20 protein-coding genes are annotated in these 22,074 nt (G+C 56.0%); 12 read left to right on the top strand and 8 right to left on the bottom strand.

Annotated features, from left to right (window positions below; translation table 11 throughout):
• Nucleotides 1–39: 39 nt before the first annotated feature.
• Nucleotides 40–987: a sugar-binding transcriptional regulator gene (locus tag GV764_RS12905; protein ID WP_161660502.1), complete on the bottom strand. Its 948-nt coding sequence runs from the start codon at nucleotides 985–987 to the stop codon at nucleotides 40–42.
• Nucleotides 988–1,179: 192 nt separating this feature from the next.
• Here GV764_RS12905 and dalD point away from each other — a divergent pair, with 192 nt between their 5' ends.
• From dalD to GV764_RS12890, 3 genes are all read left to right on the top strand, one after another.
• A complete protein-coding gene (dalD, locus tag GV764_RS12900; protein WP_161660501.1) occupies nucleotides 1,180–2,574 on the top strand; it encodes a D-arabinitol 4-dehydrogenase in 1,395 nt (464 codons plus the stop codon).
• A gap of 10 nt (nucleotides 2,575–2,584) precedes the next feature.
• Complete coding sequence (gene xylB / locus GV764_RS12895; RefSeq protein WP_161660500.1) at nucleotides 2,585–4,051, top strand: xylulokinase; 1,467 nt, start codon at nucleotides 2,585–2,587, stop codon at nucleotides 4,049–4,051.
• 71 nt (nucleotides 4,052–4,122) lie between these two features.
• Nucleotides 4,123–5,403, top strand: a complete 1,281-nt coding sequence (locus GV764_RS12890) for an MFS transporter (protein ID WP_161660499.1) — start codon at nucleotides 4,123–4,125, stop codon at nucleotides 5,401–5,403.
• A 31-nt stretch (nucleotides 5,404–5,434) separates the two neighbouring features.
• Here the strand turns inward: GV764_RS12890 and GV764_RS12885 are convergent, their stop codons facing one another.
• The 3 genes from GV764_RS12885 to yfcG form a co-directional block, all read right to left on the bottom strand.
• On the bottom strand, nucleotides 5,435–6,328 hold the full coding sequence (locus tag GV764_RS12885; protein WP_161660498.1) for a TIGR01777 family oxidoreductase: 894 nt from the start codon (nucleotides 6,326–6,328) through the stop codon (nucleotides 5,435–5,437).
• Nucleotides 6,329–6,346: 18 nt separating this feature from the next.
• The gene (gene folX, locus GV764_RS12880) at nucleotides 6,347–6,709 is read right to left on the bottom strand and encodes a dihydroneopterin triphosphate 2'-epimerase (protein WP_161660497.1); all 363 of its coding nucleotides are present in this window, start codon (nucleotides 6,707–6,709) and stop codon (nucleotides 6,347–6,349) included.
• 77 nt (nucleotides 6,710–6,786) lie between these two features.
• Entirely contained in the window at nucleotides 6,787–7,416 is a 630-nt protein-coding gene (yfcG, locus tag GV764_RS12875) for a GSH-dependent disulfide bond oxidoreductase (protein ID WP_161660496.1), read from the bottom strand.
• 129 nt (nucleotides 7,417–7,545) lie between these two features.
• Between yfcG and yfcF the strand changes: the two genes are divergently transcribed.
• Genes yfcF through yfcD form a run of 3 tightly spaced genes read left to right on the top strand, consistent with a single transcriptional unit; the run spans nucleotide 7,546 to nucleotide 9,409 of the window.
• A complete protein-coding gene (gene yfcF, locus GV764_RS12870; protein ID WP_144130258.1) occupies nucleotides 7,546–8,190 on the top strand; it encodes a glutathione transferase in 645 nt (214 codons plus the stop codon).
• 58 nt (nucleotides 8,191–8,248) lie between these two features.
• A complete protein-coding gene (gene yfcE, locus GV764_RS12865; protein ID WP_161660595.1) occupies nucleotides 8,249–8,800 on the top strand; it encodes a phosphodiesterase in 552 nt (183 codons plus the stop codon).
• Between the two features lie 54 nt (nucleotides 8,801–8,854).
• Nucleotides 8,855–9,409, top strand: coding sequence for an NUDIX hydrolase YfcD (gene yfcD, locus GV764_RS12860; RefSeq protein WP_125291529.1), 555 nt, complete (start codon nucleotides 8,855–8,857; stop codon nucleotides 9,407–9,409).
• A 381-nt stretch (nucleotides 9,410–9,790) separates the two neighbouring features.
• On the opposite strand, the gene pta is transcribed toward yfcD, so the two are convergent.
• Both pta and ackA read right to left on the bottom strand, forming a co-directional pair.
• Nucleotides 9,791–11,932 (bottom strand): phosphate acetyltransferase, encoded by a 2,142-nt coding sequence (gene pta, locus GV764_RS12855; protein WP_125291531.1) that lies wholly within the window; start codon nucleotides 11,930–11,932, stop codon nucleotides 9,791–9,793.
• 80 nt (nucleotides 11,933–12,012) lie between these two features.
• Nucleotides 12,013–13,215, bottom strand: coding sequence for an acetate kinase (gene ackA, locus GV764_RS12850; protein WP_161660495.1), 1,203 nt, complete (start codon nucleotides 13,213–13,215; stop codon nucleotides 12,013–12,015).
• Nucleotides 13,216–13,545: 330 nt separating this feature from the next.
• Between ackA and yfbV the strand changes: the two genes are divergently transcribed.
• From yfbV to GV764_RS12830, 4 genes are all read left to right on the top strand, one after another.
• Nucleotides 13,546–14,001 carry a terminus macrodomain insulation protein YfbV gene (gene yfbV, locus GV764_RS12845; protein WP_144130262.1) on the top strand — a complete coding sequence of 152 codons (456 nt, stop codon included), beginning with the start codon at nucleotides 13,546–13,548 and terminating at the stop codon, nucleotides 13,999–14,001.
• A 72-nt stretch (nucleotides 14,002–14,073) separates the two neighbouring features.
• Nucleotides 14,074–14,568: a YfbU family protein gene (locus tag GV764_RS12840; protein ID WP_161660494.1), complete on the top strand. Its 495-nt coding sequence runs from the start codon at nucleotides 14,074–14,076 to the stop codon at nucleotides 14,566–14,568.
• Between the two features lie 12 nt (nucleotides 14,569–14,580).
• Entirely contained in the window at nucleotides 14,581–15,243 is a 663-nt protein-coding gene (locus tag GV764_RS12835; RefSeq protein ID WP_161660493.1) for a sugar phosphatase, read from the top strand.
• Nucleotides 15,244–15,372: 129 nt separating this feature from the next.
• Nucleotides 15,373–17,205: an SLC13 family permease gene (locus GV764_RS12830; protein ID WP_161660492.1), complete on the top strand. Its 1,833-nt coding sequence runs from the start codon at nucleotides 15,373–15,375 to the stop codon at nucleotides 17,203–17,205.
• A 2-nt stretch (nucleotides 17,206–17,207) separates the two neighbouring features.
• On the opposite strand, the gene yfbR is transcribed toward GV764_RS12830, so the two are convergent.
• Both yfbR and alaA read right to left on the bottom strand, forming a co-directional pair.
• Nucleotides 17,208–17,807 carry a 5'-deoxynucleotidase gene (yfbR, locus tag GV764_RS12825; protein ID WP_161660491.1) on the bottom strand — a complete coding sequence of 200 codons (600 nt, stop codon included), beginning with the start codon at nucleotides 17,805–17,807 and terminating at the stop codon, nucleotides 17,208–17,210.
• Nucleotides 17,808–17,885: 78 nt separating this feature from the next.
• Nucleotides 17,886–19,100 carry an alanine transaminase AlaA gene (gene alaA / locus GV764_RS12820; protein ID WP_161660490.1) on the bottom strand — a complete coding sequence of 405 codons (1,215 nt, stop codon included), beginning with the start codon at nucleotides 19,098–19,100 and terminating at the stop codon, nucleotides 17,886–17,888.
• A gap of 979 nt (nucleotides 19,101–20,079) precedes the next feature.
• Between alaA and lrhA the strand changes: the two genes are divergently transcribed.
• Complete coding sequence (gene lrhA / locus GV764_RS12815; RefSeq protein WP_161660489.1) at nucleotides 20,080–21,012, top strand: transcriptional regulator LrhA; 933 nt, start codon at nucleotides 20,080–20,082, stop codon at nucleotides 21,010–21,012.
• 614 nt (nucleotides 21,013–21,626) lie between these two features.
• Nucleotides 21,627–22,073 carry an NADH-quinone oxidoreductase subunit NuoA gene (nuoA, locus tag GV764_RS12810; protein ID WP_125291540.1) on the top strand — a complete coding sequence of 149 codons (447 nt, stop codon included), beginning with the start codon at nucleotides 21,627–21,629 and terminating at the stop codon, nucleotides 22,071–22,073.
• The last annotated feature ends 1 nt before the right edge of the window (nucleotide 22,074 follow it).

The following is a 22,074-nucleotide window of genomic DNA, read 5'->3' as shown; positions in this document are numbered from 1 at the left end:
AACGGGAAAGCCCGCATCCGGCGCTTTCCCGTTCACGCGCTATTCGTCCAGCAGCCTGAGCGCGCTGGCTTCGTCGGTCACTAATCCGCAAACCCAGCCGCCGCGCAGCGCCGCCCGGATGGCGGGATATTTCTTCTCTCCACCCGCAAAGCCAATGATCGGACGCGGGGTATGGCTTTCCAGCGGCACGCTGGTTAACAGTTCATCCAGTTCACCAATGATGCGCTCGCCATTATGATCGAAAAAATGGCCCAGCATTTCTCCCGCCACGCCGCGTTTTTCAAGACTGCGCACCTGCTCGTCGGTGATAAATCCTTCCGCATTCAGCGGGCAGCCAATTGACACATCCCCGATGCCTAAAAAAGCGACGTGCGCATTCAGCGCGCGGGCGGCGACTCGCTGGTAGACCTGATGCTGGCACCACATCGCTTTGTCCTCCGGGCTGTCCGCGTACAGCGGCGCGGGGACGAAAAAGTATTTGCCCTGCATTTTTTCCGCCATCCGCAGCGGCACATCATAACGGGTACCCGAATCATCGCGGGCGATGGCCCCGATCATCGACACGCAGTGGTGCTGCGGGCGTTCGGTCCAGGGCAGGGCATCGATAATCGAGCGTAAGGTTTTCCCGGAACCCACGCCAAAGACTTGCGGCTGCTCTTCGGCGATGTACTGTGACATCACTTCCGCGCCTTCCACCGCCAGCATCTGCTGAATAGCCTCGTTGTCCAGCGAGGCGGACGGCACCACCCGGCACAGCGACAGCGCGTATTTTTCCTGTAGCGCCGCCGCCAGCTTCAGGCAGTGGGTAACCGGATGGGCGATTTTCACGCTTACCATGCCCTGTTCGCGCGCCGAGGAAATTAAGCGCTGCGCCACTTGCCGGGATAACCCGAGCGTTTTGGCGATTTCCTGTTGGGTCAGCCCTGCCACGTAATACATCCATGCAGCCCGCGCAGCCTGTTCCTGTTTTTTCTCTTCTCTGCTCATAGCGTAATCCCTTATTCAACTGCCAGTAGTGTATCGCGCCTCGAGAAATATCAAAAATGGGCATTTGCCAACTAAAAGGGCAAAAGATTGGTTTTGTGACGCGACTCCCGGAAAGGATCGGCGGCTGGCGACTAACATACCTGAAACGGGCAAATGCTCATTTAATTGGCAAATACTCAGTGTGGGGTGTGTATGAATAATCAAAGCGTGTGGATGCATATTGGCGCCGGTTCTTTCCATCGGGCTCATCAGGCGTGGTATTTACACAAACTGCGCGAGCAGGGCGACGACAGCTGGCATATTGCGCTGGGAAATATTCGCGATGACGCCAACGCCTTGCTTACGCAACTGGACAAGCAGCAGGGCGCTTATGTGCTGGAAACCGTTTCACCGGAGGGCGAGCGTCATTACGAGCACATTTCCTCTGTCAAAAAAATCCTGCCGTGGGACGCACAAATCAGCGCGCTGGTGGAGCAGGGCGCAAATCCCCAAACCCGCGTTATCGCCTTTACCGTCACCGAAAGCGGCTATTACCTCACGCCAGAACACGAACTGGATCTGACTCAGGCGGATGTGAAGGCGGATTTAGCGGGCGGTATTCGCACCCTTTACGGCGCGCTCACCCGCATCCTGAAACGCCGCGTTGAGTTGGGCGGCGCGCCAGTTACCTTGCTGAACTGCGATAACTTACGCCATAACGGCGAGCGCTTTCGTCACGGCTTTCTCTCGTTCCTGAAAGCGAAGCAGGAAACGGCGCTGTATGACTGGGTGAGCGCCAGTACCACTTCGCCGAATACCATGGTTGACCGCATCACGCCGCGCCCGACGCCGGACGTGGCGGAACGCGTCAGGGCGGCAACGGGGAGTCAGGACGCTGTGCCGGTGATGGGCGAGTCGTTTATTCAGTGGGTGATTGAAGATGATTTCATCGCCGGACGCCCGGCGCTGGAGAAGGTCGGCGTAGAGCTGGTGGATTCGGTGCTGCCCTGGGAAGAAGCCAAAATCCGCATTCTTAACGCCACTCACAGTTGCATCGCCTGGGCGGGAACGCTGATCGGGCTTTCTTACATCGACGACAGCACCCGTCATCCGGTGATCCGCCAGCTGGCCTGGGAATACGTGTCACAGGACGTGATCCCGTCTCTGACCCCGAGTCCGCTGGATTTAGGCGACTATCGCGATGTAGTGCTGGCGCGTTTTAGCAATCCGCATATCAAAGATACCAACCAGCGCGTCGCCGCCGACGGGCTGTCAAAAATCCCCGGCATGGTGACGCCGACCTTAATCCAGTGCTATGCGCGCGGCAGCGAGCCGCAGGCCAGCGCGGTGCTTCCGGCGCTGTTTTACCTGTTCCTCCAGCGCTGGGCGCAGGGGGATCTGCCGTATGAATATCAGGATGGCGTTATGCAGCCCGACACTGTCCGCGCGCTGTTTGCCGGTTCCGATCCGCTGAAAGCCTTTACCTCGGATGAGGCGTTGTTCGCGGAGCTGGCGGGTAACGATGCGTTTCATGCGCTGATGGTGCGTACTGTCGCCCGGATGGAAGCCTGGGTGAACGAAACCGCCGCACAACCGCTGACTGCGTAACGGGGGCGCTATGTATCTGGGAATCGATATCGGCACATCAGAACTGAAAGCGCTGGTGATTAATGAGCAGGGCGAGATTATCGCTGCGCAACATGCCGCCCTGACCGTACAGCGCCCGCAACCCCTCTGGGCGGAACAGGACCCGCAGGCCTGGTGGCAGGCCACCTGTCAGGTTGTGGCGGCGTTGCGCCAGCAGGCGCCGGAAGCCTGGGCGGCGATCCGCGCCATCGGCCTGTCCGGCCAGATGCACGGCGCGGTACTGCTGGATAAACAGGGCGAGGTGCTGCGCCCCTGCATCCTGTGGAACGACACGCGAAGCCACCGGGAGTGCGACGACCTGCGCGAGCGCCATCCAGAAATCATGACCCTCAGCGCCAATATGATCATGCCGGGTTTTACTGCGCCGAAGCTGGCCTGGGTGGCGCGTCATGAACCGGACATTTTTAAACAGATCGATAAAGTGCTGCTGCCAAAAGATTATCTGCGCTGGCGCTTAACCGGCGAGTTCGTGAGCGATCCCTCCGACGCGGCAGGCACACTGTGGCTTGACGTGGCAAAACGCGACTGGTCCGACGCCTTGCTGGCGGCCACGGATTTGCGCCGCGAGCAGATGCCGCGCCTGGTGGAAGGCAGCGACGTTAGCGCCACGCTGGATGCGGCGCTGGCGACCGAATGGGGCTTAAGCGCAGACGTGGTGATTGCCGGCGGCGGCGGCGACAACGCCACCTCGGCGGTGGGCGTCGGCGCGGTAAATCCCGGCGATGCGCTGATCTCGCTCGGCACCTCCGGGGTGATATTTGTGGTCAATGACGCGCTCCAGGCCGATCCGTCCTCCGGCGTGCACGCGTTCTGCCACGCGCTGCCCGGGCGCTGGCATCAGATGAGCGTGATGCTCAGCGCCGCCAGCTGCCTGCGCTGGGTATGTAATCTGCTCGGCGTAACGGAAAGCCAGCTTATGGAAGAGATGGCGCTGTTAACCGACGAGGAGAAACAGCGCGCGCCGCTGTTCTTACCGTACCTGAGCGGCGAGCGTACGCCGCACAACGATCCCGAGGCCAGCGGCAGTTTCTTCAACCTGCGCCATGAAACTCGCCGCGCGCTGCTGGGCTATGCGGTGATTGAAGGCGTGGCGTTCGGCCTGGCGGACGGCATGGACGTGCTGGGCGACGCCCGGCAAACCATCACCCGTTGCAGTCTGACCGGCGGCGGCGCGCGCAGCACGCTGTGGGCGCAGTTGATTGCCGATGTTCTCGACGTCAGCGTTGTCACCCATCCGGCCAGCTCTTCGGGAGCGTTAGGCGCGGCGCGGTTAGCCTGGCTGGCCTGCGGTGCCGATGAGCAAACGGTTTGCCGTAAGCCGCCCGTTCAGCAAACGTTCGAACCCGGCAGCGCGCGCCAGGGCTGGCTGGAAAAACGCCTCGCGCTGTTCCGTCTGCTGTATCAGCAACAGCGCCAGGCCCGCGCGCTCTTACCCTGACTGATGATGATAAATGCCAGGCGCGGACACCGACGCCTGGCCCCCTGTACCCTGTGAAGAGGAAGATTGTGATGCAATCGCAACAATACTGGTTTGGGTTACCCAAACATCTGCTGTGGGGTTTTATCGCTATCGCCATTTTTATGAGCGGCGATGGTTTCGAGATGGCGTTCCTGTCAAAACACATTACCGACATGGGATTCAGTCCGGCGCAGTCGGCAATGGTCTTTGCCGTTTACGGTTTTGCCGCCGCGCTGGCGGCCTGGGCCTCCGGCGTCGTGGCGGAACTGATCACCCCGCAAAAAGCCATGGCAATCGGCTTTGTGCTGTGGTGCGTGATGCACGCGCTGTTTATGGCGCTGGGGCTCGGGATGCGCAATTATCCGCTGATGCTGCTGTTTTACGGTATTCGCGGCCTGGCTTATCCGCTGTTTATCTACTCGTTCATGATGATGCTGGTGCAGGTGTTACCGCGTGAGAAACTGGCGGCGGCGACCGGCTGGTTCTGGGCAATGTACTCTGTGGGCATCGGCGTGGTCGGCAGCTATCTGCCGAGCTTTACCATTCCGATGATGGGCGAGACCGGCACCCTGTGGATGGCGATTGGCTGGGTAGCCGTGGGCGGCGTGACGGCGCTGATCAGCCTGCGCAACGTGCCGGTGGATCGCTCTCGGGTGAATCTGCCGATGAAAGAGAAAATGACCGAGCTTTCCCGGGCGGTGACGATCCTGTTTACCAACCGGGACGTGTTCTACGCATGTCTTATCCGCATTATCAACACGCTGTCGCTGTTCGGTTTCGCGATTGTTATGCCGCTGCTGTTTGTCGATCGACTTGGTTTTACCATTTCGGAATGGCTGCAAATCTGGGCGGTGTTCTTTTTTATCACCATCTTCACCAATATCTTTTGGGGAATTATGGGCGAGTATATCGGCTGGATCCGTCAGGTACGCTGGTTCGGCTGCCTGGGCATGGCGATCGCCAGCCTGTCGTTTTACTATCTGCCGATGTGGGCGGGCCACAATTTTGCCATAGCGCTGATCCCGGCGGTGCTGCTGGGGATTTTCGTCGCCGCCTTTGTGCCGATGACGGCGGTGTTTCCTACGCTTGAGCCGCATCATAAAGGCGCTGCGGTTTCAATTTATAATCTGTCGGCTGGCATGAGTAACTTTGTCGCGCCCGCCATCGCATCGCTGATCCTGCCGTTTTTCGATATTGTCGGCGTGGTGTGGGCGTACACCGGTTTGTATCTGTTCGCTGGCGTGCTGACTTTTATCATCAAGGTGCCGCAGCCTAAACGGGTCGCGAAAGCGGTGGAGGCTTCGGACGGCTATTCACAACAGCGTATTTAACATTCAGGGCCGCAATAGCGGCCCTTGTTATTTACCGCACCACGTCATGCAGCGCTTCTTCCAGATCGAACCAGCGGAAGCCAAACCCCGACTCTTCAAGGCGCTTCGGCAGCGCCCGTTGCCCGCCGAGCACCAGCACGGCGGACTCCCCCATCATCAGCTTAATGGCGGTCGCCGGAGCGCGGATGATTGCCGGACGGCTTAAGACATGGCCCAGGGTATGCGCGAACTGCTCGTTGCGGACCGGGTAAGGCGACACCATATTGAACGGCCCGCGCAGATCGTTATTCAGCAACCAGAGAATGCCGTTGACCATATCGTCGACGTGGATCCAGGCCAGATACTGACGCCCGTTGCCCATCGGCCCGCCCAAACCGGTACGGAACAGCGGCACGATTTTCCCCAACATGCCGCCTTCCGGGGCGAACACCGCGCCGGTGCGCAGCAGACAAACGCGGATTTTGTCGCTTTGCGCCTGGCAGGCGATCTGCTCCCATTTGGCGCACAGCTTATGGGTAAATTCGTTATGCGGGGGCTCGTCTTCCGTCACCACCACTTCGCCGAGATCGCCGTAATAACCGGTGGCTGACCCGGAAATCAGCACCGACGGCGGGTTATCGCTGGCTTTAATCAGCGTGACCAGACGCTGGGTGATTTGCCAGCGGCTCTGGCACAGCCGCTGTTTTTGCGCCGCCGTCCAGCGCTTGTCGGCGATAGGCTCGCCCGCCAGGTTAATCACGGCGTCGAACTCATCCAGATCCTGGGCGTCGGACAGGCCTTTCCAGACGTTGATACGCTGATCGAGCCGGGTGCGCGCTTTTTCCGGATCGCGCGTCACGACCGTCACGTTATTCCCCAGCGCCAACAGCCGTGGCACCAGATGGCGGCCAATCAGGCCGGTGCCGCCGGTAACCAGAATATTCATGCAACCTCCCGGTTGCGCTTAGCCCCGCCAGCTCATGGTCATCGACACCGAGTCGGCATAGCGTAGCGCGTGAAGTTTATCGATCTCCACTTCAGCACAGGTGACCCAGTGATGTTCCCGTACGATATTGAGCACATCCTGAGTTAATTTTTCGAGCAAAGAGAATCGGTTATTCTCGACGTGCTGAATGATAGCTTTGGTTATGGTGCGATAATTTAACGCGTCCTCAATGTCTTCACTGGTGCGCGCCTTATCGGCGGGGTAGTGGATCGCTGCATTGATGACGATATCCTGCCGGTTGGCGATCTCTTCTTCCTTGATGCCGATAAAGGCGCGCAGGCGTAAGTTTTTGATGCGGATGATGGCGTCCGGCTGTGACATGAAACTTTCTCCATATTGATTCTGCCTCGCTATCATACCTTGCCGCCGCCGTCTCGCCCACGCGCGCTGCGCCAGAGTTAGACCACCTCCGCCTTTTTCCATGCCGCCAGCGTCGCGGGACGGTTACGGATGCGCTCGAACCAGTTGCTCACCGCCGGATAGTTTTCCAGCGGGATGCGCTGGCGCTCGTGCGACGCCACCCACGGATAAGTCGCGATATCGGCGATGCTGTAGTGGTGGCCGCCCAGCCACGGGGAATTTTCCAGCCGCTTGTTCAGTACGCCATACAGACGCTGGGTTTCGACCTGGTAGCGCTCAATCGCGTAAGGCACCGGCTGCGGCGCAAAATGGTTGAAGTGGTGATTCTGGCCGAGCATCGGGCCAAACCCGGCGACCTGCCAGAACAGCCACTGTAGTGTGGTTTCCCGTTCGCGCAGTTCCCCGCTCAGCAATTTGCCGGTTTTTTCGGCGAGGTACAGCAAAATCGCGCCGGACTCGAACAGGCTGAGCGGCGCGCCGCCGTCCGCCGGATCGTGGTCGACAATGGCCGGGATTTTATTGTTCGGCGAGATCGCCAGAAACGCCGGGCGAAACTGCTCGCCCTTGCCGATATCCACCCGATGCAGCTGATATTCCAGGCCCGCTTCCTCAAGAAAAAGGGTAATTTTGTGGCCGTTTGGCGTTGGGGCATAAAACAGATCGATCATAACCGCTCCCGAAATGACGTCATGAATGGCTCAACTAAAAAGTATAGTGAGAGCAGGCATTTTCATCAGATGACAGACGGAGATTTCCAGGATAGTTTTTTGTTAAACGTCCTGAAGATGCGAGGAAATATGAGCCAGCCCGTGATAACACTTTGGTCCGATGCCAATTATTTCAGCCCCTACGTGATGTCGGTGTATGTCGCCCTGAAGGAAAAAGGGCTCAACTTCTCCCTGAAAACCATCGATCTGGATAGCGGACAGCACCAGCAGGCCGACTGGCAGGGGTTTAATCTGACCCGCCGGGTGCCGCTGCTGGAGATTGACGGCTTCCTGCTCAGCGAATCTTCCGCCATTGATGAATATCTCGAAGAGCGCTTCGCGCCGCCGGTGTGGGAGCGTATTTACCCGCACGATTTGGAAAAACGCGCTCAGGCGCGCCAGGTGCAGGCGTGGCTGCGCAGCGACCTGATGCCGATCCGCGAAGAGCGCGCCACCGATGTGGTGTTCGCCGGGGCGAAACGTCCGCCGTTAAGCCCGGCGGGGCAGGCGGCGGCGCAGAAGCTGTTTGCCATCGCGGGTTCCCTGCTGCGCGACGGCCAGCAAAATCTGTTCGGCGAGTGGTGCATCGCCGATGCCGATCTGGCGCTGATGCTCAACCGGCTGGTGCTGAACGGCGACGCGGTGCCGGAAGCGCTGGCGGACTACGCCACATTCCAGTGGCAGCGGGCTTCGGTGCAGCGTTATGTGGCACTCTCTGCTAAGCGCGCAGGCTGATAAGCGTGGCGGGATCGGCTATGATGCTGATACAGAAATTTTGCTGATGAGGTGAATGATGAAACTGATGTTCGCATCAGATATTCATGGTTCTCTACCCGCCACGGAACGGGTGCTGGCGCTGTTTGAACAGAGCGGCGCACGCTGGTTGATTTTACTGGGCGACCTGCTGAATCACGGCCCGCGCAACGCATTGCCCGACGGTTACGCGCCCGCGCTGGTCGCGGAAAAACTCAACGCCTATGCGTCACGGATTATCGCGGTGCGCGGCAACTGCGACAGCGAAGTGGATCAGATGCTGCTCCATTTCCCGATTACCGCGCCATGGCAGCAGGTGCTGCTGGCGCAGCAGCGGCTTTTTTTAACCCACGGGCACCTCTGGCATCCGGAAAATCTGCCACCTTTAAGTGAACGTGATGTGTTTGTGTATGGTCATACTCATATCCCGGTGGCGCAACAGGGCGAAAGCTGTCTGTTGTTCAATCCGGGGTCGGTGAGCATACCCAAAGGGGGCTTTGCCCCCAGCTATGGCATGCTGGATGATGGCGTTCTGAGCGTTCAGACGCTGGATGATTGCCGGGTTATTGCGCAGATGACAATTACCCCGTAATTTACCCACTTACTCAATATGCGCCGCGAGAGCGCTTCTCGAAAAGGTTTTCTAATGGTTGAGCAGAATCATTTGGCGGGGACGGAATGGGTCGATATTGTCAGTGAAGACAATGAAGTTATCGCCCAGTGCAGTCGTGAGCAGATGCGTGCTGAACGTCTGAGACATCGTGCCACTTATATCGTGGTGCATGACGGGATGGGCAAAATTCTGGTGCAGCGCCGTACGGAAAACAAAGATTTTCTGCCCGGCATGCTGGATGCCACCGCAGGCGGCGTGGTGCAGTCAGAAGAGGCAATGCTGGATTCCGCGCGTCGCGAGGCCGAAGAGGAGTTAGGCATTGCGGGCGTGCCGTTTGCCGAGCACGGTATGTTCTATTTTGAAGATGAGCATTGCCGGGTGTGGGGCGGTTTATTTAGCTGCGTCTCCCATGGACCGTTTGCGCTTCAGGAAGAAGAAGTCAGCGAAGTAAGCTGGATGGAGCCGGAAGAGATCACCGCGCGCTGCGATGAGTTTACGCCGGACTCCCTGAAAGCGCTGGCGCTGTGGATGACCCGTAACGCCAAAAATGAATCGGCCAAAAAAGAGAAGCAGGAAGAGACCGAATAACCCCCTCGCATGACGCCCTCGCCTGGCCTGGCGAGGGCCATCCCACTTGACTAAAGCCTGTCATCTGCGTCGCCATCAACCACATGCCGGATGTAAAAAAACCGCAGCCCCATGAGCAGTGCGCCGCCTGAATCCCGCTGTAGGATCTACCCACTCTATCTATCTTTCTGGCAGGCTGAGACTGCGTCCCGGTGACCGTAGACACAAGATCTTTACCCCGTTGCAGGGTAAGGCAATGACAATGCAAGCAGGCGACTCGCTATGGATGGCGGGCGAAGAGGGTAACAGCAAATCGGGTTTTATTTACGGCGCATCCCTGAGATAAAAAAATCCGGAAACAGCAACTGTTTCCGGATTTAAGCGGCTCAGGCCAGCGGCAAATTACTGCTGTTGAGCAGACTGGATCGCGGTCAGCGCGATGGTGTAAACAATATCGTCTACCAGCGCGCCACGGGACAGGTCGTTAACCGGTTTGCGCATACCCTGCAGCATCGGCCCGATGGAGATCAGGTCGGCAGAACGCTGTACCGCTTTGTAAGTGGTGTTACCGGTGTTCAGATCCGGGAAGATGAACACGGTCGCGCGACCGGCCACCGGGGAGTTCGGCGCTTTGGATTTCGCAACGTCAGCCATGACTGCGGCGTCATACTGCAGCGGACCGTCGATCACCAGATCCGGACGTTTTTCCTGTGCGATACGGGTCGCTTCGCGAACTTTCTCTACATCGCTGCCCGCGCCGGAGGTGCCGGTGGAGTAGGAGAGCATCGCAACGCGCGGGTCGATACCAAACGCGGCGGCGGAATCTGCGGACTGGATAGCGATCTCAGCCAGCTGTTCTGCAGTCGGATCCGGGTTGATGGCGCAGTCGCCGTACACGTAAACCTGTTCCGGCAGCAGCATAAAGAACACGGAAGAAACCAGCGAACTGCCCGGCGCGGTTTTAATCAGCTGCAACGGCGGACGGATGGTGTTGGCGGTGGTGTGAACCGCGCCGGATACCAGGCCGTCAACTTCATCCTGCTCAAGCATCAGCGTGCCCAGCACCACGTTGTCTTCCAACTGTTCGCGAGCAACCGCTTCGGTCATGCCCTTGCTCTTACGCAATTCAACCAGACGGGCAACATAGCTTTCGCGAACCACTTCCGGATCGACGATTTCAATGCCAGCGCCCAGTTCAACGCCCTGAGCCGCCGCAACGCGGGTGATTTCATCCGGGTTGCCTAACAGCACGCAGGTCGCAATGCCGCGCTCGGCGCAGATAGCCGCCGCTTTCACGGTACGCGGCTCGTCGCCTTCCGGCAGCACCACGCGCTTGCCCGCTTTACGCGCCAGTTCGGTCAGCTGGTAGCGGAACGCTGGCGGAGACAGACGACGGCTGCGCTCGGAGCTGGCGGTCAGGGATTCGATCCAGTCAGCGTTAATGTGGCTGGCCACATATTCCTGCACTTTCTCGATACGCTCATGGTCATCAACCGGCACTTCGAGGTTGAAGCTCTGGAGGCTCAGGGAGGTCTGCCAGGTGTTGGTGTTCACCATGAATAACGGCAGGCCGGTAGCGAAAGCGCGCTCGCACAGTTTGCTGATGCGGGCGTCCATTTCGTACCCGCCGGTCAGCAGAATAGCGCCGATTTCCACGCCGTTCATGGCAGCCAGACAGGCGGCAACCAGCACGTCAGGACGGTCGGCAGAGGTCACCAGCAGAGAGCCTGCGCGGAAGTGTTCCAGCATGTGCGGGATGCTGCGCGCGCAGAAGGTCACGGATTTCACGCGGCGGGTTTTAATGTCGCCTTCGTTGATCACGGTCGCTTTCAGGTGACGAGCCATATCGATCGCGCGGGTGGCGATCAGATCGAAGCTCCACGGCACCGCGCCCAGCACCGGCAGCGGGCTTACCGCTTGCAGCTGTTGCGCATCGATGTTGATCACTTTGGCTTTGTTGGAATCGTCAAAGATTTCAGACAGGTCAGGGCGGGTGCGGCCTTGCTCGTCAACCGGGGCGTTCAGCTTGTTGATGATCACGCCGGTGATGTTGGTGTTTTTCACGCCGCCAAAGCTGCTGCGGGTCAGCTCGATACGCTCTTTCAGCTGTTCCGGGGTATCGGTGCCCTGAGACATCACGAACACGATTTCCGCGTTCAGGGTCTTGGCAATTTCGAAGTTCAGCGACTGCGCGAACTGATGTTTACGGGTCGGCACCAGGCCTTCAACCAGCACCACTTCCGCGTCTTTGGTGTTCTCGTGGTAGCGCGCGATGATCTCTTCCATCAGCACATCTTTCTGATTGCTGGAGAGCAGAGACTCAACGTGGCTCATCTTCAGCGGCTCAGCGGCCGGAAGATTGGAATTGGTACGCACGATGGTGGTGGTCTGGTCCGGCGCATCGCCGCCAGCGCGCGGCTGCGCGATCGGTTTGAAGACGCTCAGACGAACGCCTTTACGTTCCATAGCGCGGATCACGCCGAGGCTGACGCTGGTCAGGCCGACGCTGGTTCCGGTTGGAATAAGCATAATTGTACGGGACACGGTTTATCCTCTTATACACGGCGGCCAGAAATTCTCTGGCACAAAAAACAACACCGCCAGCAGAGGCTGGCGGCGGGGGATTAAGCGGTCAGGCGGCTCGCATCCTGAGCGATCACCAGTTCTTCGTTGGTCGGGATGACCATCGCGGCGCGGGTGCCTTCTTTGTTGATGAAGCCAGATTTGCCGAAGCGGGCAGCCAGGTTGCGTTCGTGATCGACTTCAAAGCCCAGCACGCCCAGTTTGCCCAGAGACAGTTCGCGAACCATCGCGGCGTTTTCACCGATACCGCCGGTGAACACCACGCCGTCCAGACGACCGTCCATCAGCGCAGTGTAAGAGCCGATGTATTTCGCCAGGCGGTGGCAGTAAACGTCCATCGCACGCTTAGCGTCTTCTTTGGATTCGTAATTGTCTTCAACATAACGGCAGTCGCTGGTGACTTCAGTCAGGCCCAGCAGGCCAGATTCTTTCGTCAGCATTTTGTTGATCTGGTCAACGCTCATGCCCAGGTTATCGTGCAGGAAGAAAATGATCGCCGGATCGATATCGCCGGTACGGGTGCCCATCACCAGGCCTTCCAGCGGGGTCAGACCCATAGAGGTGTCCACGCACTCGCCGTTGCGGATTGCAGAAACGGAACCGCCGTTGCCCAGGTGGCAAGTGATGATGTTCACTTCTTCCACCGGCTTGTTCAGCATTTTCGCGGCTTCCTGAGTCACATAGTAGTGGCTGGTGCCGTGGAAACCGTAGCGGCGAACGCCGTGCTCTTTGTACAGGTTGTACGGCAGGGCATACAGGTAAGACTCTTCCGGCATGGTCTGATGGAACGCGGTGTCGAACACGGCAACGTTCTTATCTTTCAGCTGCGGGAAGGATTTCAGCGCTTCTGCGATACCGATCAGGTGAGCCGGGTTGTGCAGCGGTGCGAAGGACGCGGAATCTTTGATGCCCTGGATGACGGATTCGTCGATAACCACAGAGCTGGTGTACTTTTCGCCGCCGTGTACGATACGATGGCCAATCGCGGTGAGCTGTGCGGACAGCTCTGGTTTTTGTGCCAGAATAGTATTAACGATAAAGTTCAGTGCTTCGCTGTGAGCGGCGCCTGCACCCAAAGCCGCTTCTTGTTTACCGCCATCCATTTTCCATTTGATACGGGCTTCAGGAAGATGGAAACATTCGGCTAAACCAGAGAGGTACTCTTCACCATTTGCCGCGTCGATGATCGCGAATTTCAGTGAGGAGCTACCGCAGTTCAGAACCAGTACTAACTTACTCGACATGGAAGTACCTATATTGATACGTGGCTAAAAAAACGTCAGTGAGTCTATCAGCGTAGCGCATGATGACGCTGACATTTATGATTAACGTCATGGCAGGGATAAAATTCGCCATCACGAAGGAAATTCTTAGCATTATCGCCTGGTTGATGGCTGGAAGCCAAAGCGAGGCGAATCAATGTTGACAGGGTGTACCCTAAGGTCTACGCCATCAAAAGCTGGCACAGGATACCTGATAGCGCGGGTTTTTGAAAAAGATTTTGAATGGTGATATGAACTGTTGTTATCTTGCACGAAATTTTGATTCTTTATATGTGAAGTTGAGGTAAAGCCATGTCCACTCCCGAGAATTCCCCCGTTAGCTTTTTTAGCTTATTTCGCCGGGGACAGCACTACGCCAAGACGTGGCCTATGGAAAAACGCCTCGCCCCGATGTTTGTGGAAAATCGCGTTATCCGCGCCACCCGCTTCGCCATTCGCTTTATGCCGCCGATTGCGGTGTTTACCTTAACCTGGCAAATCGCGCTCGGCGGCCAGCTCGGCCCGGCAGTCGCCACCGCGCTGTTTGCCATCAGCCTGCCGATGCAGGGCCTGTGGTGGCTGGGTAAACGTTCGGTCACGCCGCTGCCGCCATCCATCCTGCACTGGTTCTATGAAGTGCGCTCTAAACTGGAAGAGGCGGGCCAGAGCCTGGCGCCGGTGCAGGGCAAGCCCGATTACCAGGCGTTAGCTGATACGTTAAAGCGCGCGTTTCGCCAGCTGGACAAAACTTTCCTGGATGATTTGTAATTTGCCCCCTGTTGCGCATATAAAGAGGGCATCTGAGTTGCTTAACGCGCCTATGCGTAACAGGAGTCAAAAATGGAAATGACCAACGCTCAACGACTGATCCTCTCGAATCAGTACAAAATGATGACCATGCTCGATCCGGATAATGCCGAGCGCTATCGCCGCCTGCAAACCATTATCGAACGCGGCTACGGCCTGCAAATGCGCGAGGTGGACCGTGAATTCGGTGAGCTGAAAGAAGAAACCTGCCGCATTATCATTGACATCATGGAGATGTACCACGCGTTGAGCGTCTCCTGGACCAACCTGAAAGATAACCCCGGCATTGATGAGCGCCGCGTCACTTTCTTAGGCTTCGATGCCGCCACGGAAGCTCGCTACCTCGGTTATGTACGCTTTATGGTCAATATCGAAGGGCGTTACACCCATTTTGACGCCGGCACCCACGGTTTTAACGCCCAGACCCCAATGTGGGAAAAATACCAGCGGATGCTGAAAGTGTGGCATTCCTGCCCGCGCCAGTATCACCTGAGCCCGAACGAAATCACCCAAATCGTTAACGCCTGACGGGAGCGCGCTGTGATTAAAGGATTTTTGTTCGATCTTGACGGAACGCTGGTGGATTCGCTGCCGGTAGTGGAACGCGCCTGGTGCGGCTGGGCCGACCGTTTTGGCATTGCCCATGACGAGGTGCTGAATTTTATCCACGGTAAGCAGGCGATCACCTCGCTGCGTCATTTTATGGCTGGCCGCAGCGAAGAGGAGATCCAGGCGGAATTCCTGCGTCTGGAACAGATCGAAGCCACCGATACCGAAGGCGTGACCGCGCTGCCCGGCGCGGTGGCGCTGTTAAACCATCTTAATGAGCAGGGGATCCCGTGGGCGATTGTCACCTCCGGTTCTATCCCCGTCGCCTCGGCGCGGCGCGCCACCGCCGGCTTGCCGGAGCCGAAAGTGTTTGTCACGGCAGAACGCGTGGCGCGCGGTAAGCCTGAGCCGGATGCCTATCTGCTCGGCGCTCAGTTGCTGGGGCTTAAGCCTGAGGAGTGCGTGGTGGTGGAAGATGCGCCCGCAGGCATACTTTCCGGGCTGGCCGCAGGCAGCGAAGTTATTGCCGTTAATGCGCCTGACACCACGCCGCGTCTTAACGAAGTGGATCTACGGCTGGATGCGCTGACCGATCTGACAGTCGAAAAACAGCCCGACGGTGCGATCCGCTACGCAAAACGCTCGCTTTCATGATGTAACCCCACCACGCTTTACTCAAAAAGCGTTAGTATGTTCCCACTTCCAGATTGACGAAGCATTTCAAATGCTTCGTCAATTTTTGCATCACTTACCCGAGGCCTGCGTCAACGACAAGGAAAGCGAGTGAACAGCGAACTGATATGGGTTCTGACTTTATTGGCTGTGGCGGTACTGTTGTTTGCCACCGGCAAAATCCGCATGGATGCGGTGGCGTTAATGGTTATTGTGGCCTTTGTGTTAAGCGGTACGCTCACCCTAAGCGAAGCCTTTTCTGGCTTTAGCGATCCCAACGTGATCCTGATCGCCGCGCTGTTTGTGATAGGCGACGGGCTGGTGCGTACCGGTGTGGCCACCCAGATGGGGTCGTGGCTGGTACAGATGTCGGGCAGCAGCGAAACGCGCATGCTGGTATTGCTGATGTTGACCGTGGCGGGCCTCGGCGCGTTTATGAGTTCCACCGGCGTGGTGGCGATTTTTATTCCGGTGGTGCTCAGCGTGTCGATGCGCATGAAAACCTCGCCGTCGCGGCTGATGATGCCGCTCAGTTTCGCCGGCTTGATCAGCGGCATGATGACGCTGGTCGCCACGCCGCCTAACCTGGTGATCAACAGTGAACTGTTGCGCGAAGGGCTGGCGGGGTTTCACTTCTTCAGCGTCACCCCGCTGGGGCTGGTGATTTTGCTGCTGGGCATCGTCTATATGCTGGTAATGCGCGGCGCGCTAACCGGCAGCAGCAAGGAGGAGGGCGCGGATACCTGGCGGCGGCGTACGTTTCGCGAGCTGATCAAAGAATACCGTCTGGCGGGCAGGGCGCGGCGTCTGGCGATCCGTCCCGGGTCGCCAATGATTGGTCAGCGTCTTGACGATTTAAAACTGCGCGAGCGCTATGGCGCGAATGTCATTGGTCTGGAGCGCTGGCGGCGTTTTCGCCGGGTGATCGTCAACGTGCATGGCGTGACCGAATTTCGCGCGCGGGACGTATTGCTGATCGATATGTCCGCGTCCGACGTCGATTTGCGTCAGTTTTGCAGCGAGCAACTGCTGGAGCCGATGATTTTGCGTGGGGAATACTTCTCCGATCAGGCGCTGGACGTGGGGATGGCGGAGGTGTCCCTGATCCCGGATTCGGAAATCGTCGGAAAAACGGTGCGGGAAATTGGTTTTCGTACCCGTTATGGCTTAAACGTGGTGGGCCTGCGCCGCAACGGCGAGCCGCTGGAAGAGGGGATTGTCAACGAGCCGCTGGAGCTGGGTGATATTTTGCTGGTGGTGGGCGACTGGAAGCTCATCGCCCATCTGAGCCAGAAAAAACGCGACTTCCTGGTGCTGAACCTGCCGGTAGAAGAGGGGGATGCGTCGCCAGCACACAGCCAGGCGCCCCATGCGATTTTCTGCCTGGCGTTGATGGTGGCGTTGATGCTCACCGATGAAATCCCCAATCCTGTCGCCGCGATTATCGCCTGTTTGTTAATGGGTAAATTTCGCTGTATCGATGCCGAAAGCGCCTGGAAAGCAATTCACTGGCCGAGCATTATTTTGATCGTCGGGATGATGCCGTTCGCACTGGCGCTTCAGAAAACCGGCGGCGTTGAGCTTATCGTTGAGGGGTTAATGCGCCTCGGCGGCGGCTACGGGCCATATTTGATGCTGATCTGCCTGTTTGTGATGTGCGCCACTATTGGGCTATTTATCTCCAATACCGCGACGGCGGTGCTGATGGCGCCTATTGCGCTAGCGGCGGCCAAATCGATGGGTGTGTCGCCGTATCCGTTTGCCATGATGGTGGCGATGGCGGCATCGGCGGCGTTTATGACGCCGGTTTCATCGCCAGTAAATACCCTGGTGCTTGGCCCAGGGAATTATCGGTTCAGCGACTTCGTGAAGATTGGGGTGCCGTTTACGCTGATAGTGATGGTGGTGTGCGTGATTCTGATCCCGCTGCTGTTCCCGTTTTAAGGTTACAGCGGCGAATCCTGACTGATTTCATCCAGCGAGAGGTGGAAACTCGGGACAAACATCTGCACGAAATAATCCATCTCTTCGCTGCGCCGCGCCTCAAGGGTTTTTTCGAGGCGCGATTTCGCCAGTAAAAATTCGTTGTTGCCCGCAGACAGCTCTTCCAGACATTTTAAATAGGCGCACAGGGCGTCGGCCTGCTTTACGATGGCGCGCTCTTCGTCACTGCTGTAGTGCTCGTCAATCAGCGGCATAAAAATATCGCGCAGTTCTTCAGGCACCATATCCACCAGTTTTTGCTGGGCGATTTTTTCGATCGCTTTGTACTCATGGGCGATTTGGTTATTGAAGTACTTTACCGGCGTTGGCAAGTCTCCGGTTAACACTTCGCTGGCGTCGTGGTACATCGCCAGCAGCGCGATGCGCTCGGCATTCAGCGTACCGCCGAATTTGCGGTTTTTAATCGCCGCCAGAGCGTGGGCGACCATCGCCACCTGCAAACTGTGCTCGGAGACGTTTTCAGTGCGCACATTGCGCATCAGGGGCCAGCGGTTAATTAATTTCAGACGAGAAAGATAGGCGAAGAAGTGGCTTTGATTCATTTCAGGCGGTCTCTGGCTACGACAGAGTGCCATTGTGCGAGGTGTTGGGGGAAGATGCAAACCTTCCCCCTCGGGGTATTACTGATGGTAGTGCGACAGGAAACGGCCAAAACGGTTAATCGCCATTTCCAGATCGTCAAGACGCGGCAGCGTCACGATGCGCACATGGTCCGGCCAGGGCCAGTTAAAGGCGGTCCCCTGTACCAGCAGCACTTTTTCCTGTAACAGGAAATCCAGCACCATTTTCTGGTCGTCGTGAATGTTAAAACGCTTGCTGTCGATTTTTGGGAACATATACAGCGCGCCCTGCGGTTTCACGCAGCTGACGCCCGGAATATCGTTAATCAGCTCCCACGCCCGGTTGCGCTGCTCGTAGAGACGGCCCCCGGGCGTAATAAACTCGCTGATGCTCTGGTAACCGCCCAGCGCGGTCTGAATCGCATGCTGCGCCGGCACGTTGGCGCAAAGACGCATTGAGGCCAGCATTTCCAGCCCTTCAATATAGCCTTTGGCGTGTTTTTTCGGCCCGTTGAGCACCATCCAGCCCTGACGGAAACCCGCCACGCGGTAGGTTTTGGACAGTCCGTTAAAGGTCACGGTCAGCAAATCCGGAGCCAGCGCGGCGATGGAGTGGTGCTGCGCCTCGTCATACAGGATTTTGTCGTAGATTTCGTCAGCGAAAATAATCAGGTTGTGCTGGCGGGCGATCTCGACGATCTCCAGCAGCAACTCTTTTGAATACACCGCGCCCGTCGGGTTATTAGGGTTGATCACCACAATGCCGCGGGTGCGCGGCGTGATTTTGGCGCGAATATCGTCCAGATCCGGGAACCAGCCGGCGGATTCATCGCACAGGTAATGCACCGCTTTGCCGCTGGACAGCGAGACTGCGGCGGTCCACAGCGGGTAATCCGGCGCAGGAACCAGCATCTCGTCACCGCTGTTCAGCAGCGCCTGCATCGCCTGCACGATCAGTTCCGACACGCCATTACCGATATAGATGTCTTCTACCGTGACATCGCGCATATCATGCGCCTGGTAATGCTGCATGATCGCTTTACGTGCCGAATACAGACCTTTGGAATCACAATAGCCTTGTGCAGTCGGGAGATTGCGGATCACATCTACCAGGATTTCATCCGGGGCATCGAAGCCAAACGGGGCAGGGTTTCCGATGTTTAATTTGAGGACTTTGTTCCCTTCTTCTTCAAGGCGTTTCGCTTCTTTAAGAACGGGGCCACGAATGTCATAACAGACATTGTCGAGCTTACTGGATTTTTCGATGGGGGACATGCATCAAACCTTTTTGTGAGCCGTGCTTCCTGCCGTGGAAGCGGATGCGCACAATGTACTCTCCTGCAGGAGGGTTTTGAAGGTGTGCGCAAAGAGGCATAATAAAATCCCCTTCGAGCATTAGCATGGTTTGTTATCACATTTCGATATTAAATCCTAAATAAACAAGTATGTGTGGTTTTTAATATTGATTTACAGCGTAGCGCTGGGAGGTTTATACTTTTTATGTGAAATATCTGCTGCGTGAAGTAAGGCCTGAGCAAATTACTTCTGACAAATACTCAGAAAAAATGAATGTTTAATTTTACGCACTGATGTGTGTATCCCCTTTTCAAGGATGCAGTCACCGCAAGTCTGGCTTCTGTGTAAACAAAATCTTATTTGTAATTATTAAGGAAATTTAATTATTAGTCGAAAGCCTGGCGAGTTAAACAGATTATCTGAACAATCTTAATTAGCTCTTAAAACATTAACTCGATGAGATTAATCGTATCGAGACTTAAAAAATAGGGCGATTTAGGATATTATCGCCAGGTTCTACCTGAGTCTTAACGGTGTTTCATCGTTTTTTTCGTGTTATCTAACCAGTATGTTGAATTTAACTTATTGTTTTAACTGGCTTATTTTATTTAAGAATAAAAATTAAATTCTTACAATGATTTGTCTGGTAAACCCGCGTTAGGCGTTTTCACGTTACGCTTAACTGAAACGAATAAAAAATTATTTCATCCAGCGGATCTAGCTACTGGTAATTTTTTTTTAGGGTTTGTATGTTATATCTGTAGATATTATTCAGCGCGCAAAAGTCAGCTATATGTATGACTTAAAGGACTAATTCAGAATGATTGCGCTGGAAATCTTCTCCAGCAGATTTTTACCGAAAGGATGCATGCTTCAAATGGAATTGCTGGCGCTTCGATAACACATAGCAACAGATCCGGGGCAGCTCCCTATGAGCCACCTGATAGTGAATAACAATATGATAAACGCAAATCGTCCGATCCTTAATCTCGACCTCGATCTGCTGAGAACGTTTGTTGCCGTTGCCGATTTGAACACGTTTGCGGCGGCAGCGGCGGCAGTATGCAGGACTCAATCAGCCGTAAGCCAGCAAATGCAGCGGCTGGAGCAGCTCGTCGGCAAAGAGCTTTTTGCTCGCCATGGTCGCAACAAATTGCTTACTGAGCATGGTATCCAACTGCTGGGCTATGCCCGTAAAATTTTACGCTTCAATGATGAAGCATGTACGTCGCTAATGTTTAGCAGCCTTCAGGGCTCCCTGACTATCGGCGCATCCGATGAATCCGCAGATACCATCCTGCCTTTTATTTTAAATCGCATTAGTTCGGTTTATCCGAAGATTTCGCTTGATGTGAGAGTTAAACGCAATCCTTACATGATCGAAATGCTGATGCAGCATGAAGTCGATCTGGTGGTGACGACCACACAGCCGGATAACGCGGAATGCATGGTGCTGAGAACGTCTCCTACGCTGTGGTATTGCGCGGCGGATTTCATTCTGCCGAAAGGCGAGCCCGTGCCGCTGGTGGTGTTAGACGAACCCAGTCCCTATCGCGATGTAATAATTTCACATCTCAATAGCGAGAACATTCCCTGGCGGATCTCCTATATGGCCTCCACCCTTGCGGCGGTGCGCGCGGCGGTGAAAGCGGGGTTAGGGATAACGGCCCGTCCGGTCGAAATGATGAGCCCGGAGTTACGCGTGCTGGGTATCAGCGAAGGGCTGCCGATGTTGCCGGAAACGGAATACCTGCTGTGCCGTAATCCGCAGAGCGGCAACGAACTGACCCAGGTAATTTTTCAGGCCATGCAGACCCACTATAATCCGTGGGGCTACCAGATGGCCGCGACGGAAGGAAACAGCATGCTCATCGAGGATGGGCTCGAATAGCCTCCTCCCAAAGGATAACTGTTATAAACAAGCCCCTGATGCTTATAATGGCATCCGGGGCTTATTTTTTGCACATAACAGGGACAGTAAAGCGGCAAAATGTTCCCGCATTTCATCCCAGCGGAATCAGGCGAAGGCCGAGCCAGAAGCAAAACAGCCTTTCAAAATGATTGGAACGGCACCTAATGTTAAAAAATCAGCATTTTTGTTGTTTTTTTTTCCTGTCAATTAACAGAACCGTGTCTCAGATCAAGAAAATACCCTTACCAGGGGGGATGAATAGTTGAGAATTCCTGCCAAAATAAAGGGGCGTTTTTACACAGCTCACACAACGGACACGATTCAACAACATGAAAACTAAGATCTGCTGGCGTCAGAAAGCAGGTTAAAGGCATTAAATGTTAATGATGTGCTGCTGATGTAAATTAATGTGAGGATACTTTTGTTAAAGTTGACAAAAGGTTATAGAAAGGAGTAAAAATGCCCATCAATTCGCTGCTTGAGCCCTGTTTTGGTAGTGGTTGTACGGTTTTTTTATTCCTCCCCATGAATCAATGTGACGTTCATCTGCCAGTAAGAGCAGAGATTAACATCGTCACCATTAGAGTTAAGCAATGAGTATGTCTACATCCACTGAAGTCATCGCTCATCATTGGGCATTCGCTATCTTTCTTATCATCGCCATCGGCCTGTGTTGCCTGATGTTGGCGGGCGCTTTCTTTCTGGGTGGTCGCGCGCGCGGTCGTCAGAAAAACACGCCTTTCGAATCAGGGATCGACTCCGTCGGCACCGCTCGTCTGCGACTTTCCGCTAAGTTTTATCTGGTGGCGATGTTCTTCGTCATCTTCGACGTGGAAGCCCTGTATCTCTTTGCATGGTCAACCTCTATCCGTGAAAGCGGATGGGTTGGCTTTGTTGAGGCCGCAATTTTCATTTTAGTGTTACTGGCTGGTCTGGTTTATCTGGCACGTATCGGTGCGCTGGACTGGACGCCCGCTCGCTCGCGTCGTAGCCAAATTAACCCTGAACCTGGCAGTCACACTAATCGTCATCCGCAGTAAC

The sequence above is a fragment of the Atlantibacter hermannii genome, from assembly GCF_009907385.1.
GTDB classification, from domain to species: Bacteria; Pseudomonadota; Gammaproteobacteria; order Enterobacterales; family Enterobacteriaceae; genus Atlantibacter; species Atlantibacter hermannii_A.
The sequence above is the reverse complement of the archived record's forward strand: the minus strand, read 5'-3'. Positions and strand labels throughout refer to the sequence as shown.